At 71.1% G+C, this 15,849-nt stretch carries 12 protein-coding genes; 7 read left to right on the top strand and 5 right to left on the bottom strand.

What is annotated here, in order from left to right; translation table 11 throughout:
• The first annotated feature begins 8 nt into the window (after positions 1 to 8).
• From OHB01_RS31125 to OHB01_RS31110, 4 genes are read left to right on the top strand one after another with little or no spacing between them, the layout of a single operon-like run.
• Positions 9 to 1,556, top strand: a complete 1,548-nt coding sequence (locus OHB01_RS31125) for an acyl-CoA synthetase (RefSeq protein WP_142649643.1) — start codon at positions 9 to 11, stop codon at positions 1,554 to 1,556.
• Between the two features lie 3 nt (positions 1,557 to 1,559).
• Entirely contained in the window at positions 1,560 to 2,630 is a 1,071-nt protein-coding gene (locus tag OHB01_RS31120) for an aromatic ring-hydroxylating dioxygenase subunit alpha (protein WP_205830643.1), read from the top strand.
• Positions 2,627 to 2,848, top strand: coding sequence for a hypothetical protein (locus OHB01_RS31115; protein ID WP_142649642.1), 222 nt, complete (start codon positions 2,627 to 2,629; stop codon positions 2,846 to 2,848). Before OHB01_RS31120 ends, OHB01_RS31115 begins: the two co-directional genes overlap by 4 nt.
• A gap of 36 nt (positions 2,849 to 2,884) precedes the next feature.
• Positions 2,885 to 3,871: a PDR/VanB family oxidoreductase gene (locus tag OHB01_RS31110; protein WP_142649641.1), complete on the top strand. Its 987-nt coding sequence runs from the start codon at positions 2,885 to 2,887 to the stop codon at positions 3,869 to 3,871.
• A gap of 70 nt (positions 3,872 to 3,941) precedes the next feature.
• Here the strand turns inward: OHB01_RS31110 and OHB01_RS31105 are convergent, their stop codons facing one another.
• The 3 genes from OHB01_RS31105 to OHB01_RS31095 all read right to left on the bottom strand — a co-directional run bounded on the left by OHB01_RS31105 (position 3,942) and on the right by OHB01_RS31095 (position 7,558).
• A complete protein-coding gene (locus OHB01_RS31105; protein ID WP_328854363.1) occupies positions 3,942 to 4,463 on the bottom strand; it encodes a YbhB/YbcL family Raf kinase inhibitor-like protein in 522 nt (173 codons plus the stop codon).
• A 121-nt stretch (positions 4,464 to 4,584) separates the two neighbouring features.
• Positions 4,585 to 5,925, bottom strand: coding sequence for a M1 family metallopeptidase (locus OHB01_RS31100; RefSeq protein WP_147945241.1), 1,341 nt, complete (start codon positions 5,923 to 5,925; stop codon positions 4,585 to 4,587).
• Between the two features lie 259 nt (positions 5,926 to 6,184).
• Positions 6,185 to 7,558 (bottom strand): IS1380 family transposase, encoded by a 1,374-nt coding sequence (locus OHB01_RS31095; protein ID WP_147945574.1) that lies wholly within the window; start codon positions 7,556 to 7,558, stop codon positions 6,185 to 6,187.
• Positions 7,559 to 8,048: 490 nt separating this feature from the next.
• On the opposite strand from OHB01_RS31095, the gene OHB01_RS31090 reads away from it, so the two are divergent.
• On the top strand, positions 8,049 to 8,534 hold the full coding sequence (locus OHB01_RS31090; RefSeq protein ID WP_328854362.1) for a hypothetical protein: 486 nt from the start codon (positions 8,049 to 8,051) through the stop codon (positions 8,532 to 8,534).
• Positions 8,535 to 8,603: 69 nt separating this feature from the next.
• On the opposite strand, the gene OHB01_RS31085 is transcribed toward OHB01_RS31090, so the two are convergent.
• Positions 8,604 to 10,769: a glycoside hydrolase family 44 protein gene (locus OHB01_RS31085; protein ID WP_328854361.1), complete on the bottom strand. Its 2,166-nt coding sequence runs from the start codon at positions 10,767 to 10,769 to the stop codon at positions 8,604 to 8,606.
• 434 nt (positions 10,770 to 11,203) lie between these two features.
• Here OHB01_RS31085 and OHB01_RS31080 point away from each other — a divergent pair, with 434 nt between their 5' ends.
• Positions 11,204 to 12,079, top strand: coding sequence for an NAD(P)-dependent oxidoreductase (locus OHB01_RS31080; protein ID WP_328854360.1), 876 nt, complete (start codon positions 11,204 to 11,206; stop codon positions 12,077 to 12,079).
• Positions 12,076 to 13,356, top strand: a complete 1,281-nt coding sequence (locus tag OHB01_RS31075; protein WP_205831252.1) for an enolase C-terminal domain-like protein — start codon at positions 12,076 to 12,078, stop codon at positions 13,354 to 13,356. Before OHB01_RS31080 ends, OHB01_RS31075 begins: the two co-directional genes overlap by 4 nt.
• Here the strand turns inward: OHB01_RS31075 and OHB01_RS31070 are convergent.
• On the bottom strand, positions 13,289 to 15,823 hold the full coding sequence (locus OHB01_RS31070) for a glycoside hydrolase family 95 protein (protein WP_260617563.1): 2,535 nt from the start codon (positions 15,821 to 15,823) through the stop codon (positions 13,289 to 13,291). The genes OHB01_RS31075 and OHB01_RS31070 overlap by 68 nt on opposite strands.
• Between the last annotated feature and the right edge of the window lie 26 nt (positions 15,824 to 15,849).

Here is a 15,849-nt window from a genome sequence, read left to right as displayed (position 1 = left end):
TGCCACATATGCGCAATGCCGGACTGGGTGGCTGGCCGGCCCGCCGGGCCCAGATGAGCCCGGACCGCACCGCGTTCGTCTACGCGGACCGGCCGTACAGCTACACGGAGGTCCACGAACGGACGACGAGACTCGCGTCGCGGTTACGCGACGCGGGGGTGCGGGCGGGTGACCGGGTCGCCTACCTCGGTCCGAACCACATCGCCTTCGCCGAGACGATGTTCGCCACCCACATGCTCGGCGGGATCTTCGTCCCGCTGAACTTCCGGCTGGCCGCGCCCGAGATCGCGTACATGCTGGAGCACTCGGGCTCGTCGGTCCTCGTCTACGGGCCCGAGTGCGCGGCACAGGTGGCGGCGGTGGTCCGCGATCTGCCCGGCTTGCCGAACCTGCGCACGGTGGTGGCGCTCGAGTCACCGGCGGAAAGGGAGCTGCACTACGAGACGTGGCTGTCGCAGGGCGACCCCACGCCGATCGACACCCCGGTGGCGCTCGACGACATCGCGCTCATCCTCTACACCTCCGGCACCACCGGACGGCCCAAGGGCGCCATGCTGAGCCACGCCAACCTGGTGTGGAACACCTACCACATCCTGATCGGCGTGGACGTGACGAGCACCGAGGTCACATTGATCAGCGCGCCGCTGTTCCATGTGGCGGCGCTGAACCAGACGTTGCTGCCGACCTTCCTCAAAGGTGGCATGTCGGTCATCATGCCGTCATGGGACGTCGACCGGTGTTACGACCTCATCGAGCGGCACCGGGTCACCTGGATGTTCGGGGTCACCGCGATGTTCGCCGCGCTCGTGCAGTCGCCGCGGTGGGCAGGTGCCGACCTGTCCTCGCTGCGCACGCTGATGTCCGGGGGCGCGTCCATCCCGGTCGCGCTGATCCGCGCCTACCAGGAACGCGGCCTGGTCTTCTGTCAGGGCTACGGGATGACCGAGACCTCGCCGGGCGCGACCTTCCTGGAGGCGGGCGAGAGCGTGCGCAAGGTGGGCTCGGCCGGGGTGCCGGTGTTCTTCGCCAACGTGCGCGTGGTCCGGCCCGACCTCACCCCGGTCGCGCCCGGGGAGCCGGGCGAGGTGCTCGTGCAGGGACCGAACGTGACGCCGGGCTACTGGCGGGATCCGGAGGCGACCGCCGCCGCGCTGACCGAGGGCGGCTGGTTCCACTCGGGCGACGTCGCCACCCTGGACGACGAGGGCCACCTCTACATCGTCGACCGGGTGAAGGACATGTACATCTCCGGCGGGGAGAACGTCTACCCCGCGGAGGTGGAGGGAGTGCTCTTCGAACATCCGGCCGTGGCGGAGGCCGCCGTCGTCGGAGTGCCCGACGACAAGTGGGGCGAAGTGGGCCGCGCCTTCGTCGTGCCGCGCCCCGGCACGAATGTCACTCCCGACGAAATTCGCGACTTTCTCCGCCCTCGGCTCGCGAAGTATAAGATCCCGATCTACGTGGATATCGTCGACACGTTGCCAAAGACCGGTTCCGGCAAGATTCGCAAACCTGACCTGCGCCGGCGGCCCCTCCCCGCCGACTCCGAGGAGTGACTCGTGATCGTCACCGAATTCGCGCGCAACCAGTGGTACGTGGCCGCCTACGGCCACGAGGTGGGCCGAAAGCAGCTCGGCCGCACCATTCTCAACGAGCCGATCCTGCTCTACCGCACCGAGGACGGGCGCGCGGTGGCCATGGCCGACCGCTGCGTGCACCGCCGCTTCCCCCTGTCCGAATCGCCCAGCCACCTGGTCGGCGACCGTGTCGTGTGCGGCTACCACGGCTTCACCTACGGGCCGGACGGCGTCTGCGTGGCCGTTCCCGCCCAGCAGCGCATCCCGCGCACCGCGCGGCTGCGCACCTATCCCGTGGTCGAGCAGGACTCGTTCGTCTGGGTGTGGATCGGCGACCGCGAGCCGGGCGACACGCTGCCCCCGCGCGCGCCCTGGCTGACCTCGCCCGACTACGCCACGGTGTGCGGCATGGAGCCGCTGAACGCGCGCTACGGCCTGCTCGTGGACAACCTCCTCGACCTGTCCCACGAGACGTACCTGCACGGCGGATACATCGGCACCCCCGAGGTGGCCGAGACCCCGATCACGACCGAGGTCGACGAGGACGCGGGCATCGTCTACGTCAGCCGCCACATGGACGACGCGGCCTGCCCGCCGTTCTACGCCGAGTCGACCGGCATCAAGGGCCGGATCACCCGCTGGCAGGACATCGAGTATCACCCGCCGTGCCTCTATCTGCTGCACAGCCGCGTCGCCCCGGTCGGGTCGCCCCCGCCCGCCGCCGACGGCACGGACGAGCACGCGTTCCACGTCGAGGTCGTGTACGCGATCACCCCGTCGACGGAGAACAGCACGTACGACTTCTGGGCCGTGGCGCGTGACTTCGCGCTCGACGACGAGAAGGTCTCCGACTTCCTGCGGGACAGCAACCGCACCGTCGTGCTGCAGGACGTGGCCGCGCTCAACACGCTGGAGGAGGTCATCGCCGCGGAGCCGGACCGCTACCAGGAGCTGTCGGTGAACATCGACACCGGTGGCCTGGCCGCCCGCCGCCTTCTCGCCCGGATGGCCGCCCAGGGCGACTCCGTGCCCTCGCAGGCCGCCGCTCGATGAGCGCGCGGGACTCCGGCGCGCCGGCCGGTCGCACCGTCTACCGCATCCGCTGGCTGCCGGGGACGGACCGGCTGCACGCCTCCTGCTTCTGCGGGGCGGAGCGCGAGTTCGAGGACCCGGTGGTCCTGTGGGACTGGCTGCTCGGCCACCCGGAGGGCCACCTGCCCCGCACCCCGGAAGCGCACGACTCCCCGGCACCGGCGGCCGCGCTCGTCTGAGACGCGGCATCCCCCAGAAAGGAAGCCTCGGCGACCATGCCCGTCACCGAAGCGGAGCTCGACGTGAAGGTGGCGGGCAAGGAGCCCGTCGCCGACGGCGTCGTCCTCCTGAGCCTCGTTCGTCCCGACGGCGGCCCGCTGCCCGCCTGGACGCCGGGCGCCCACCTCGACCTGCTGCTCGCCCCGGGACTGGTCAGGCAGTATTCGCTGTGCGGCGACCCCGGCGACTCCTCGGTCTTCCAAGTGGCGGTGCTCCGGGAGCGGGACGGGCGGGGCGGCTCCGCGTACGTGCACGATCGGCTGGCGGAGGGCGACACGGTCCGGATGCGTGGTCCCCGCAACCGTTTCGGTCTCGACGAGTCGCCACGCTACCTGTTCGTCGCCGGAGGCATCGGCATCACCCCGCTCCTCCCGATGATCGAGGAGGCGGCGCGGCGCGGGAGCGACTGGCGGCTTGTGTACGGCGGGCGCACCCGGGCGTCGATGGCGTTCGCCGACCGGCTCACGCGGGACCACCCGGGCCGGGTGGAGCTGTGCCCGCAGGACGAGACCGGCCTGCTCGACCTCGACGCGCTGCTCGGCGATCCGCGTACGGACACCCTCGTCTACTGCTGCGGACCCGAGCCGCTGCTGGCGGCTGCGCAGGAACGGTGCGCCTCCTGGCCCAAGGGAGCGCTGCGGTTCGAACGCTTCGTACCCTCCGCCCGGAACGACGCCGCCCGGAACGACGCCGCTACGGCGGAGGGTGCTGCGGAGGGCGCCTTCGAGGTGGAGCTGGCCCTGACCGGCACGACGCTGACCGTGCCGCCGGGCCGCTCGATCCTGGAGGTGGTCGAGGAGGCGGGGGTCGCGGTGCTGTCGTCCTGCCGCGAGGGCACCTGCGGCACCTGTGAGACGGCGGTGCTCGCCGGCGTCCCCGACCACCGCGACGACCTGCTCACCGAGGAGGAGCGCGAGGCCGGGGACATCATGTTCATCTGCGTGTCGCGGGCCCGCTCCGAGCGCCTCGTCCTCGAACTCTGACCGGAGGTCACCGCCGCTTCCCGCGACCGGTGCCGGATTGCCCGCCACCCCGGCGAGGCCGGGGCACCGGTCAGTTGCTCCAGGTGCCGACGGTCTCGCCCGAGCCGATCGCGGCCTCCTTGATCTGCTTGTGGATCGCCACAGCGTCGCCGCTGGGCGTGATCGGGCCGGGCAGCGCGTAAACGACGAAGTGATAGTGATGCACCCCGCTCGGCGGGCAGGGCCCGGCATAGCCGGCGGTGCCGCCGCTGCCCGGCAGGACCCTCCCCGGGGCTCGGCCCTCGGGCACGCTCGTCTCGGTGACGGGGATGCCGGTCACGATCCAGTGGACGTACGTCCCGCCGGGCGCGTCCGGGTCGTCCACCACGATCGCCAGCTCGCGAGCGTCCTCGGGAACGCCGCTCCAGGCCAGCGGGGGCGAGACGTCCTCGCCTCCCTGCCGGGCGCACGCGTATTTCCCGGGGATCGCGGCGCCGTCGGCGAAGGCCGGGCTGCTCACCTTCAGCGCGCCCGAGGGCGGGACGCTCCCGGACGAGCACCCCGCGAGGACGACCGCCAAGAGGACTCCGCCGGACAGCCTGCCGATCTTCATTCGCCCAGGATAGGCGGCGGCATCGGCTTTCGGCATATGCATCGCTCAGCCGCCGGGGGAGGGGAGGTGTGGGTCTCCCACCCCCGCTCCCGGCCGGGCTGGGAGCAGGGCCCCGATGGGGTCAGCCGTCGATGCGGTGGGTCGTCCAGAACGACGACAGGTCGACGGAGGCGGCCGCCTGCGCGGCGGCCTTGAAGTCCGCGGTGGTCGAGACCCCGTGCCAGTGGGCGGCGGCGTAGTTCTTCAGCAGATTCTGCATCGCCGTCGTGCCGATCGTGCGCCGCAGGTCGTGCAGCGCGCACTTGCCGTAGGTGTAGACGACGGTGCCGTATCTGCTCGGATGGGCGTCCCAGTAGGCCATCGAGTTGCTGATCTTCTCGGCGGACGACTGCCAGGAGACCATGTTCCAGCAGTTGGTGCCCGAGACGCCGTTGTAGAGATCGGTGGCGTAGTCGGCGAACGACTCGTCCAGCCACGGGCTGGTGTATTCGTCGTCGCCGACGATGCCGTACCACCACTGGTGGGCCAGTTCGTGGGCCAGCGCGGTGGAGCTGATCACGTCGAGCACGAAGCCCGGATATTCCATGCCGCCGAACCAGAAGTTGTTGTCGAGCACGACGTCCACCTCGCCGTACGGGTAGGCGCCGAACCGGCCCGCGTGGGCGACGAGCGCGTTCTTCGCGGTGGTCATCATCGAGCTCGCGCTGCCGGAGCTGATCGAGCTCACCCGATAGACGTTCACGACGACGCCCGTCGTGGTGGTGCTCGTGGTCTTCACGAACGGCCCGGCCGCCCAGGCGAACTCGCGGACGTTCTTCGCCGTCGCCTTCGTGATCGTACGGCCGGAGGTCCCCGGCGTGTCGACCGAGGTGCCGGTCGCCGGCACCAGCAGCGACGACGGGTGGTCGAGCGTCACCGAATAGTCGCTGGTCAGCGCGTAGAAGGACTCGCCGTTGTTGCTGTAGGGATCGAGGTGCCAGCCGTTCGCGTCACGGACCGCCAGGACCGGCAGCGCGTTGCCGATGAAGTTGTAGGAGCCGTCGCGCCCGAAGCGGTCGGCGCCGCTCGGCACGACGATGGCGAGGTCGAACCCGATCGTGGCGCTCTGGCCGTGGGCGAGCGGAGCGGGCAGCGTGATCTTCATCGCCGTGCAGGAGACCGACAGCGGGGACGGCGTGCCCCCGGTCACGTTGGTGACGGTGATCGGCGTGGACGGGCACGCCCCGTGATAGTTGTCCCACAGGCGCAGGTAGACCTCGGGCAGGGGATCGGCCGACAGGTTGGTGAAGGTGACGCTCTCGTGTCCCGTCCACGTGCTGCCGGAGGCGTTGCTCGTCAAGGTGACCGTGTAGGAGAGCGATCCCGGCGTCCTGATCCCGTCCGCCGCGTGAGCGGCCGGCGGAACGCCTCCGACCAGGACAAGCACGGCCGTCGCCGCGGTGATCAGGAATCGCCGCACCATCAGGAGGGTCTCCTTTCGAGCGCCCGGCCCCCGATCTGCCGACGTAATGTAACTTTTTGTCAAATAGCAGTCAATGACTGCTTTTTAGCTGTTCTAACCTCGATCTTTCACGTTCATCAGGTCGCTGGCTGAGCGGTTCGGCTGGAGTGTGAAATCGCGGTCGTGGTCAGCCTGGTGGCCCGGCTGTCGCGCCGGGTGGACGGGGTTCCACGGGCCCGCGGGGTGTCCTTCCTGGTCGTCGGGGCGGTTTGGTGCCGGATCAGGTCGGTGCCGGGAGTGCTTGGAGCCGGGTGATGGCGGTGACCAGTTGGCCGGCCCAGGGCCAGGACGCGGCGATGCGCAGGCGTAGGCGGCGTCCGCCGCGGACCAGGCGGGCGGCGACGGCGAACAGGCGAAGCCGCAGCCGTTTGGGCTCATAACGGCGGGCCGGCCCATCCAGGGCGAGCATCTGCATCCAAGCCAGGAGTTCGCAGGCCAGGGCGACGACCTCACACCAGATCTGATTCTGGTCGAAGTCGTGCAGCGGCAGGTTGCGCAGCCCGGTGTCCTTGGCGGCGCGGATGCGGTCTTCGCAGCGGGCGCGGCGGCGGTGGCGTAGCTCCAGGTCGGCGAGCTGACCGCGGCGGGTGTCGGTGACAAAACAGGTGAAGCGGTGCCCGTCGATGTCGGTGAAGCGCAACTGCGCGCCCGGGTGCGGGCGCTCTTTGCGCACAATCAGGCGCATGCCCTTCGGCCAGCCGTCCAGCTTCACCAGGCCGGTCAGCTCGGCCACCCACGCACCCGGCCGTACCTGCCCGCCTGAGTCGTAGGCGGGCGTCCACGCCTGCGCGGGCAGAGCCAGAATCGCGGCCTGGATTTCTTCGGTGAGGGCGAACCCGATGGAGTACGACAGCCGCCGCCCGGGCCGGGACAGCCAGGTGAGGAACTCGCGGGTGCCGCCGCCGGAATCGGCGCGGATCAGTACCTGACGGCGGCGGTGCTTGGGAAGCTGGGCCAGCGCCAGCCGGGTGGCGGTGATGTGGTCGGCGGCGGTGTTGGATCCGGCGTTGCCGGGCCGCAGCATGATCGCCAAGGGTTCCCCGCCCCCGGTCGCTCCGTGGTCGGCGAAGACCGTCATCGGGTGGAACCCGAAGGTCTTCTTCCAGGTCGGCGCGGCCTGTTGCTTGTCAGAGTGGGCGATGACGATGGTCGCGTCGATGTCGAGGGGAATCAGCTGGCCGTCGGTGCCGGGGGCGTGGGGGCCGGCCAGGGCCCAGGCCCGCTGCCGGGCGGTGGCACGGGCGGCGCGGATCGCCTTAAGCGCGCGGACGGGGTCGGCGGCCAGGCGGTCGATCACCCGGGACACGGTCGGGTCGGAGGCGATCGGGCCGAACAGCTCGGGCTGAGCGCGGAGCATCGCGATGTCGGCCAGGCAGTCCCCGCCTAACGCCAGCGTGAGGGCCAGATCGGCGATGACTTTGCCCGGGTCGTGTACCGCCCGGGACGGACGCCACCGTTCCAGCTGCGCCGATAGTTCCCTGCCCAGGCCGGTGACCCGCAACGTCTCCAGCAACAGCAGCCCACCGGCCTGCGAGACGAGTCCCGAGCCGTCGGCGGACACCACGATCTTGCGCTGCAACGCGATAGTCTTCACTTGGAAAGTGCCTTCTGAACTGGTGCGGACAGGACTCTCGACAAGCCCAATCCTCCCAGCTCAAAGGCACTTTTCTCATGTAAACGATCAAGCCCGCTCAAATTCGTCGCGAAAGCCCGAGGCTAAGGCTTGCGCGGACCAAGAATTCGCCCTGCCCCCGCCCATCGCCCTTGGCATGGGTGGCGGTTTCGCGGACCGGTCCGGGGTGGAGCGTCTCGGTGGCGAGTCGCGTTGCGGGCGGGCCTCGGCGGCGCGGAGTTCCCGGGCGGGCGCGATCGCGGCCGAAGGCGGGCCGGCGGTGGCCGTCGCGGTTCGCTGGTATCTCGGGACTCCCGTCGAATACGTCATTGACCAGCACGTACGGCCAGGCGAGCCGATTCCGAGCACGCCAAGAGCTAGCCGGGTCTCCGGCATGCTGCCCAAGGCGGCGTGCTATCGCGATCACGGTGTGCGATTGAACCTTGACATTGAGTGGTCGATACTCGTGCGGGTGGATCGAAGCAGGTGGGGCAGGACCGCCACGGTGATCGCCGCGAGCGTGCTCCTGGGCTTTCCTCCGTCGTCCGGCGCGGCCTCCGCCGGTCCCGGGGGTGATCGGCCGATCGACTGCGGCGCCTGGCCGCCGCCGGACCCTCTGACGGTGCGGAACGTCAAGCGCGTGTACTCGGCGACGAGCGAGAAATGGGCGGGCGAGGCGCACGTCACGCTCTGGCGCGGGGACGCGGGCCCAGATGGGGAGTGGCACTACTGGGTCACCCTCACCGGCCGTACGCGACCGGGGGACGCGGTCTGGCTGGACGTCTGGCCGCCTGGTGGCGGCCCCTGGCATCGGTGCGGGCCCTTCCCGGTGGCACGCGACGGCCAGACGGTCTCCTCCCCGATGGCCGTCTGGCGTGATTTCACCCTCGTCAAGGCGTGCGGGCGGCACGGCGACGTCAGCACGTGCGGGCGGGACAAGGGCGCGATGGTGGACTGACCCGGTGCCGGCGGGGAAGGGCCGGCACCGGAGTCAGGTGTCTGGGGTCAGGGGTCGGGGGTCAGTGCGTCAGCTCGTCGCGCAGGGCGAGCCGTTGAGTGTGAATTGCTTGGGTGCGGGGTTGGCGTTGTCCCAGCGGCCGAGGAAGCCGAAGGACACGCTGCCGCCGTTCGCCGCGATCGTGGGGTTGTAGCTGGCGTTGGTCACCGTCACCTTCGACCCGCTCTGGGTGTAGGTGCCGTCCCACAACTGGGTCACGGCCTGCCCGTTGCCGTACGTCCAGGTGAGCTTCCAGCCCTGCACGGGCGTGGTTCCACGGTTGACGATCCGTACGGCGGCCTGGAAGCCGCCGGGCCACTGGTTGGAGACCGTGTACGTCACCGTGCAGGTGGCGGCCGGCGTCGGCGAGGAACTGGGGGACGGGCTGGGGCTCGGCGAGGGCGACGGGCTGGGGGAGGGGCTGGGCGACGGGCTCGGCGAGGGAGACGGAGAGGGCGAGGGCGACGGGCTCGGCGACGGGGAGGGTGACGGCGAGGCCGAGGGGGACGGAGAGGGGGACGGCGAGGGCGACGGGCCGGAGCCGGCGGGGATCACGATGGTGCTGATCGAGTTGGCCGGGAACGTGCCGGTGAAGCCGCCGGCCCCGACCTGAACGTCGGCGTCGCGCTTGATGGCCGACGTGTCGGCCGCGCTGTAGCGGTAGACCTGCGCGGTCGCGCCGCCGTCGCGTCCCGCGACGGAGACCTGGCTGGTCAGGTCGTCGCCGGTCTTGTTCACCACGACGAGCGTGAGCGCGTCGTCGGAGGCCCGCTCGGCGGCGTACACCGCGAGCTTGCCCTGGTCGGCGCTGGTCGCGCGGACGGCCGTCTCGCCGAACCTGCCGCCCTTGCCGTCGTAGTTCAGGTACATCCGGAAGGCGTACGCGCCGGGCTGGGAGGCAGTGGGCGGTCCCCAGAGGGTGGCGAGGTCGAGGCCCTCACGGCCGAAGATGCCGAGGATGTCGGCCTGCGCGAGGGCGCCGTTGATGTGGTCGAGTGCGCCCCAGTTGTACTCGGTGATGGCGGTCTTGGTGCCGGGATACTCGGCGGCCACCAGTTCCTTCATCCGCGGGATGAGCCGCACCTGCGTGTTGATCCAGCTCTCGTCCGTGTACGTCGGGTCCCACAACGCCCGGGTGGAGCGCAGCCGCAGGGCGTCGGTGGTGGGGTTGCCGCCGGCGCCGAAGGCGATGCCGGACGCCTGGGGGTAGAAGTGCTCGTCGAAGTAGTCGAGGACGCGCAGGCCGTGCTCGTCCTCGTAGTTCTTCATCTGCCGCAGATACCACGTGGTGAAGGGAAGGCCGCCGCGGACCTCCTTGTCCGGGGGGTTCGACCAGCAGTTGGTCCGGCCGCAGGTCTCCTGGTCGAGGCCGGAGTAGTCCCAGGAGGACCAGCCCCAGCCGACCGGGCCGAGCGTCTTCGCGCCGGGGTCGGCGGCCTTCACGGCGGCGCCGATGAGGTAGGCCTTGTCGCGCAGCTCGATGGAGCTCGCACCCTCCGGGTGGACGTCCCGGTGGGTGCTGTGCCAGATGTCGGGCTCGTTGTCGAGGTTGTAGAACTTAACACCGCCGCCCGAGGCGGTGCCGTACCTGCCGGTGAGGTGGCCGATCCAGTCCTGCACGTACTCCGCGCCGGCCTCGACGCTCGTGTCGTGGGGGTCGTTGCCGGTGATCTTCGTGCCGTCGGGCTTCACGCCGTTGCCGCAGTCGGGACGCCACTGGTCGGTCTGTTGCTGCGCGCCGTACTTGGCGACGGAGAACCCGCAGGAGCCGTCGCGGCCCTTGGGGACCCAGCCGATCAGCGGGACCGTGAGGATGGTGTCGGTGCCGGTGCGCCGGTCCTGCTCGACGAACTGGTCGGCGGTGGAGCCGTCCGGCAGTTTCGACGGGTCGGAGCTGTCCTCGGCGATGTTCTCGAAGAACCAGTCGGAGGCGCGGTTGCTGGTGTCGTACAGGTAGTTGTAACGGGTCGTCGCGTTGCCGCCCCACCGGCGCACCGGGAGGCGCAGTTCCTTGGCCAGCGCCTCGTCGGCGAAGTTCATGCCGTAGATGTACGGGCTGATGGGGTGCCGCCCGGTGGTGGTGTTCACCGACAGCGCCGGTCCGTCGGCCGCCGCGAGGGCGGGCATGTGCCCGGCCGCGCCGATCGACAGGGCGAGCGCCGCGGCGAGGACGATCGGGAGCGTTCGCGTTCGCACGGGTCTCCTCTCGGGTCCCTGGGGGTTCGTGGAAGTCCTGAGGCCGCCGGGTGCGAGGGAGCACCGGTCGAGCGGCCAGGGCCACGCTGGCCAAGACCTGGGGCGGGGAACAAGAACGCCGTTCCCCGGAGCACCGTGGGCACGCGCTGAGCAGCGGCACCCTCGCACCCGCGGATGGAAGTTTCACGAGGACGCGGGTTCCACGGGCCGAGAACGAGCGGTGCTCGGCCCGTCCGCGCCGTCATGCGGTGCCGCCTCTGGCACGAGGCCGCCGCCTCTGGTACGAGGCCGCCGCCTCTGGCACGAGGCGGCCACGACCGGGTCCGCTGCCGTCTCGGCCGGTGGATATGACCTTGACTCCGTCGCGGGGCGCACGCATGCTGCTCTGGCCGTACGAAAATCGTTTTGCGGACCGACCATAACTGGGGGGACACATGGCGGAGCCACCGCGCCGGGTCCTGGTGACGGGCGCCGCCGGACGGGTGGGCCGGGCGACGCTCGGCCTGCTCGCGCGGGAAGGCGTGCCGGCCAGTGCACTGGACCTGCGCGATCCCGGCGACCTGAGGGCGGATCGCGTGGTCACCGGGCGCGCGGACGACCCGGAGGCGGTGCGCGAGGCGCTCGACGGCGTCGACGCCGTGATCCACCTCGCGGCGATCCCCGCGCCCACCCTCGGCACTCCCAAGGAGGTGTTCCTGGGCAACGTGGGGGCGACGTTCGTCGTGCTGGAGGAGGCGGGCGCGGCCGGTGTCCGCAGGGCCGTCGTCGCGAGCAGCTTCAGCGCGCTCGGCCTGCCGTGGGCGGCGCGGCCGCTCCACCCGGCGTACGTGCCCGTGGACGAGGCCCTGCCGCCGCAGGTGGAGGATCCGTACGGGCTGTCGAAACAGGTGGACGAGACGACGGCCGCGATGATGGCCCGCCGCCACGGCATGACGGTCGTGGCGCTGCGCTACCCGTTGCTCGGCGGCCCCGGGGACAGGCTGGACGAGAGGGCGGCCGGATACGCCGAGGACCCGGGGCGCGGCGCGAGCGAGCTGTGGACCTACCTGGACACCCGCGACGCGGCACGGGCCGCCTGGCTGTCGCTGGTCCGGCCGATCGAGGGCTTCACGGTGGTCTTCGTGACCGCACCCGTGACGCTCGCCCCGCAGCCGACGGAGGACCTGCTCGCCCGCTTCCACCCGGGCGTGGAACGGCGCGCCCCGCTGCCCGGCAGGACCGCGCCGGTGGACCTGACGGCGGCCGAGACCCTGCTCGGCTTCACCGCCGATCATCTGTACGAGCCCGTCGCAGCCGAGGAGGCATCGTGATCCACCCCATCGACGGCATGGCGGTCATGCCGGAGACGCAGGCCCCCTGGCCGGCCCGCGACAACCTGCGGATCACCGCGGTCCGGTCGATCGTGACGGCCCCCGAAGAGGTGCCGCTGGTCGTCGTCCGCGTCGACACCAGCGAACCCGGCCTGTACGGCCTGGGCTGCGCCACCTTCACCCAGCGCTTCCACGCCGTGGCGGCGGCGGTGGACCAGCACGTCGGGCCGATGCTGATCGGCAGGCACCCCGCCGACATCGAGGACATCACCCGGATGATCCACCTGTCCTCCTACTGGCGCGGCGGGCCGGTGCTCAACAGCGCGCTGTCGGGCGTGGACCAGGCGCTGTGGGACATCGCCGGCAAGCGGGCCGGCATGCCGGTCTACGAGCTGCTCGGCGGCAGGGTGCGCGCGGCGGCCGACACCTACCTGCACGCGGGCGGCGCCACCGTGGAGGAGACGATCGAGAACGCCGCCGCGATCCTCGCGGACGGTTACCGCAACGTCCGGCTGCAGACGGGAGCGCCCGGGCTCGGGAACTACGGCGCGCCCGGATCTCCCGGTGGCTACCCCGCCTCGCCGTACCCGGACGGCTGGGACGTGCAGCGCTACCTGCGGGAGACCCCCAAGCTGTTCGAACGGGCCCGGGCCGAGCTGGGGGAGGAGCCCGGCCTGATGCACGACGTGCACTCCCGGCTCACCGTCAAGCAGGCCGTGGCGCTGGCGCGGGCGCTGGAGCCGTACCGCCTGTTCTTCCTGGAGGACCCGATCCCGCCGGAGCTGTACGACCGGCTGCCCGAGGTGCGCGAGGCCGCGCCGATGCCGATCGCGGCGGGGGAGCAGGTCGCGTCGGTCGCGGACGCGGCCCGCCTGGTCAGGGACGGCGGGGTCGACCTGCTGCGCCTGCACGTCTCCGCGGTCGGCGGCCTCACCCCGGCGCGCAAGCTGGTGGCGCTGTGCGAGCTGACCGGCGTTGGCACGGCCTGGCACGCGCCCGCGGACGTGTCGCCGATCGGCGCCGCCGCCAACGTGGCCCTCGACGTCACCTCCCCGGCGTTCCAGATCCAGGAGGGGCACGTCTACCCCGAGGCGGTGCACGAGGTCTTCCCCGGGACCATCAACCCGGTGAACGGCTACCTCTACCCCAACGACCGGCCCGGATGGGGCATCGACATCGACGAGGCCGCGGCCGACCGGCATCCCCCCGTCACCCACCTGCACGAGCGCTGGGCGGCGCGGGTGCGGCGGCCGGACGGCGGCATCGAGGCCCCGTGACCTCCGCGTGCGCCTCGGCGGCCTGTACGCGCTGGAGCGGCTCGCCCAGGCCGACCGAGGTGGGCGCGGTGAGGGTGGCCGCGGCCTCGTTCCGGATGGTGTACGCCTTGCCGGCCCTGGCGTTCCACGTCAGCGTGTCGCCGTCGCGGTGCGGGCCGACCTCGTGGCCCTGCTCGTCGTAGACGCGGTAGCGGTCGGCGATGAAGCCGGACTTCACCATGATCGGCCCGGTCTTCCCGGGGTGCACGATGATCGTGTCGGCGGCGCCGTCCTTCCAGGTCGCGTCCACGGTCACGTCGCCGCGGGCGCGCAGGCCGGAGAACGAGCCGCTCTTCCACGCCGACGGGAGCGCCGGCAGCACGTGCACGTAGTCGTGCTGGCTCTGCACCAGCATCTCCGCGACCCCGGAGGTGGCGCCGAAGTTGCCGTCGATCTGGAACGGCGGGTGGGTGTCCCAGAGGTTGTCGAGCGTGGAGGTCTTGATCTGCTCGCTGAGCATCTTCAGCGCGTGGTCGCCGTCGAGCAGCCGCGCCCAGAAGTTGATCTTCCAGGCCTTGCTCCAGCCGGTGCCGCCGTCGCCGCGGGCCGTGAGCGAGACCTTCGCGGCCTCCGCCTCGGGCGTCCCCGCCGTGATCTGGTTGCCGGGATGCAGCGCGTAGAGGTGCGAGACGTGCCGGTGGTCGTCCGTCTTGGAATCCCAGTCGCTCTTCCACTCCTGGAGCTGACCCCAGGAGCCGACGCGGATGCCGGGGTCGAGTCTGGCGAGCGTCGCCGTCACCTCCGCCTGGAAGCCCTCGTCCACACCGAGCTTCTTCGCGGCGGCGAGCGCGTTGGTGAGGACCCCGCGCACGATCTGCTGGGACATCGACGCGCCCGCGGAGAAGTCGCCGTGCTCGGGGGAGTAGCCGGGCGACACGACCAGCGTGCCGTCGCGCGGATCGGTGTGCAGGAAGTCGAGCCAGAACTCGGCGGCGCCCTTGATCACCGGATAGGCGGTGTCGCGCAGGTAGGTCACGTCACTGGTGAACCGATACCGGTCGTAGAGCTGCTGGGTGGTCCAGGCCGCGGCCTCGGGGAACCAGAACGACGTGGCCCAGTCGTGCAGGCCGGTGAAGCCGAACGGGTTGGTCTCGTTGCCGACCACCCAGCCCCGGGCGCCGTAGATCTCCTGGGCGGTCTTCGTGCCGGGCGCGACCATCGCCGCGATGTACCTGGCGTACGGACCGGTGGTCTCGTCGAGGTTCGTCTGCTCGGCGAGCCAGTAGTTCATCTGCAGGTTGATGTTGACGTGGTAGTCGGCCGACCATGGCGGGCTGGTCGAGTTGTTCCACACGCCCTGCAGGTTGGCGGGCAGCAGGTCGTTCTCCCGCGAGGAGGAGATCAGCAGGTAGCGGCCGTAGGCGAACATCAGCGCCTCGAGCGCCCGGTCGTCGGCCGAGTCGCCGCCCGTGTACGCGCGGCGCAACCGGTCGGTCGGGACGGCCGGGGTGCTCTGGCCGATGTCCAGTTTCACCCGGTCGAACAGGTTGCGGTAGTCGGCCAGGTGCGCCTGCTTGAGCTGGTCGTAGCTCTTGCCGGCCGCGGCGTCCACGGCCGCGGTCACCTTCGCGTGCGGGTCCGGGCCGCGATAGGCGGGATAGTCGCCGGCGTAGTCGGTGCCGGCCGACAGCACGAACATCGCGCTGTCGGCGCCCGTGACGGTGACCCTGTCTCCGTCGTCGGTGCGGGTGCCGCCCTGGTTGAGCACCTGCACCTGCGCCTCGAACCTCATCTTGTTGTCCGGCAGCGCGCCGCGGATGATGAGCCTGCCGTTCGCGGCGGTGACGGTCTTGTCGGCGTGCGGCGAGGTGTGGCGCAGGGTGAAGGAGACCTTGCCGCCCCGGTCGGCGGAGAGCCGGCCGACGATCACGTTGCCGGGATGGCCGGCGAAGTATTCACGCGAGTACGTGACGCCGTCGGCGGCGTAGGTCACCCGGGCCACCGCGTCACGCAGGCTGAGCTCACGCCGGTAGGAGGCGGGGTTCTGCGGCGTGCCGGCGAAGTCGAGATAGAGGTCGCCGAAGGTCTGGTAGGCGCCGAAGCCCGTCTTGGGCTGGCCGAGCTTGGCGGCCACGGCCTCCGGCGTCATCCTGCCGTCGCGGTCGATCTGGCGCTGGACCTCGACGATGGCGTCCGGCCGCGGGGTCTTCCAGTTGCCGAAGTCGTAGCCCGGGGAGCCGGGGCCGCCCGTCCACAGCGTCTTCTCGTTGAACTGGAGCTGCTCGGTGGCCACGCCGCCGAAGATCTTCGCGCCCAGCGGGCCGTTGCCGATCGGCAACGCCTGGGTCTCCCAGTCGGTGGCGGGCCGGTCGTACCAGAGGGTCAGGTTGTCGGGAGCGCCCTGCGGGGCGGGTTCCGCGGTCGCCTGCGCGGGCGGGGCGAGGACGGCCGCGAGGTCGGTGGGGAGTCGTAACGGGGGGTGAGTCACACATTCCTCCGATCACACGGCGACCT

The organism is Microbispora hainanensis, assembly GCF_036186745.1.
Classification (GTDB): domain Bacteria; phylum Actinomycetota; class Actinomycetes; order Streptosporangiales; family Streptosporangiaceae; genus Microbispora.
The sequence above is the reverse complement of the archived record's forward strand: the minus strand, read 5'-3'. Positions and strand labels throughout refer to the sequence as shown.

Excerpts from the sequence above, each read along its gene's own strand:
- OHB01_RS31080 (WP_328854360.1), top strand. The coding sequence starts at position 11,204 with ATGGCGGAGCCACCGCGCCGGGTCCTGGTGACGGGCGCCGCCGGACGG.
- OHB01_RS31125 (WP_142649643.1), top strand. The coding sequence starts at position 9 with ATGCGCAATGCCGGACTGGGTGGCTGGCCGGCCCGCCGGGCCCAGATG.
- OHB01_RS31105 (WP_328854363.1), bottom strand. The coding sequence starts at position 4,463 with ATGAAGATCGGCAGGCTGTCCGGCGGAGTCCTCTTGGCGGTCGTCCTC.
- OHB01_RS31100 (WP_147945241.1), bottom strand. The coding sequence starts at position 5,925 with ATGGTGCGGCGATTCCTGATCACCGCGGCGACGGCCGTGCTTGTCCTG.
- OHB01_RS31115 (WP_142649642.1), top strand. The coding sequence starts at position 2,627 with ATGAGCGCGCGGGACTCCGGCGCGCCGGCCGGTCGCACCGTCTACCGC.
- OHB01_RS31110 (WP_142649641.1), top strand. The coding sequence starts at position 2,885 with ATGCCCGTCACCGAAGCGGAGCTCGACGTGAAGGTGGCGGGCAAGGAG.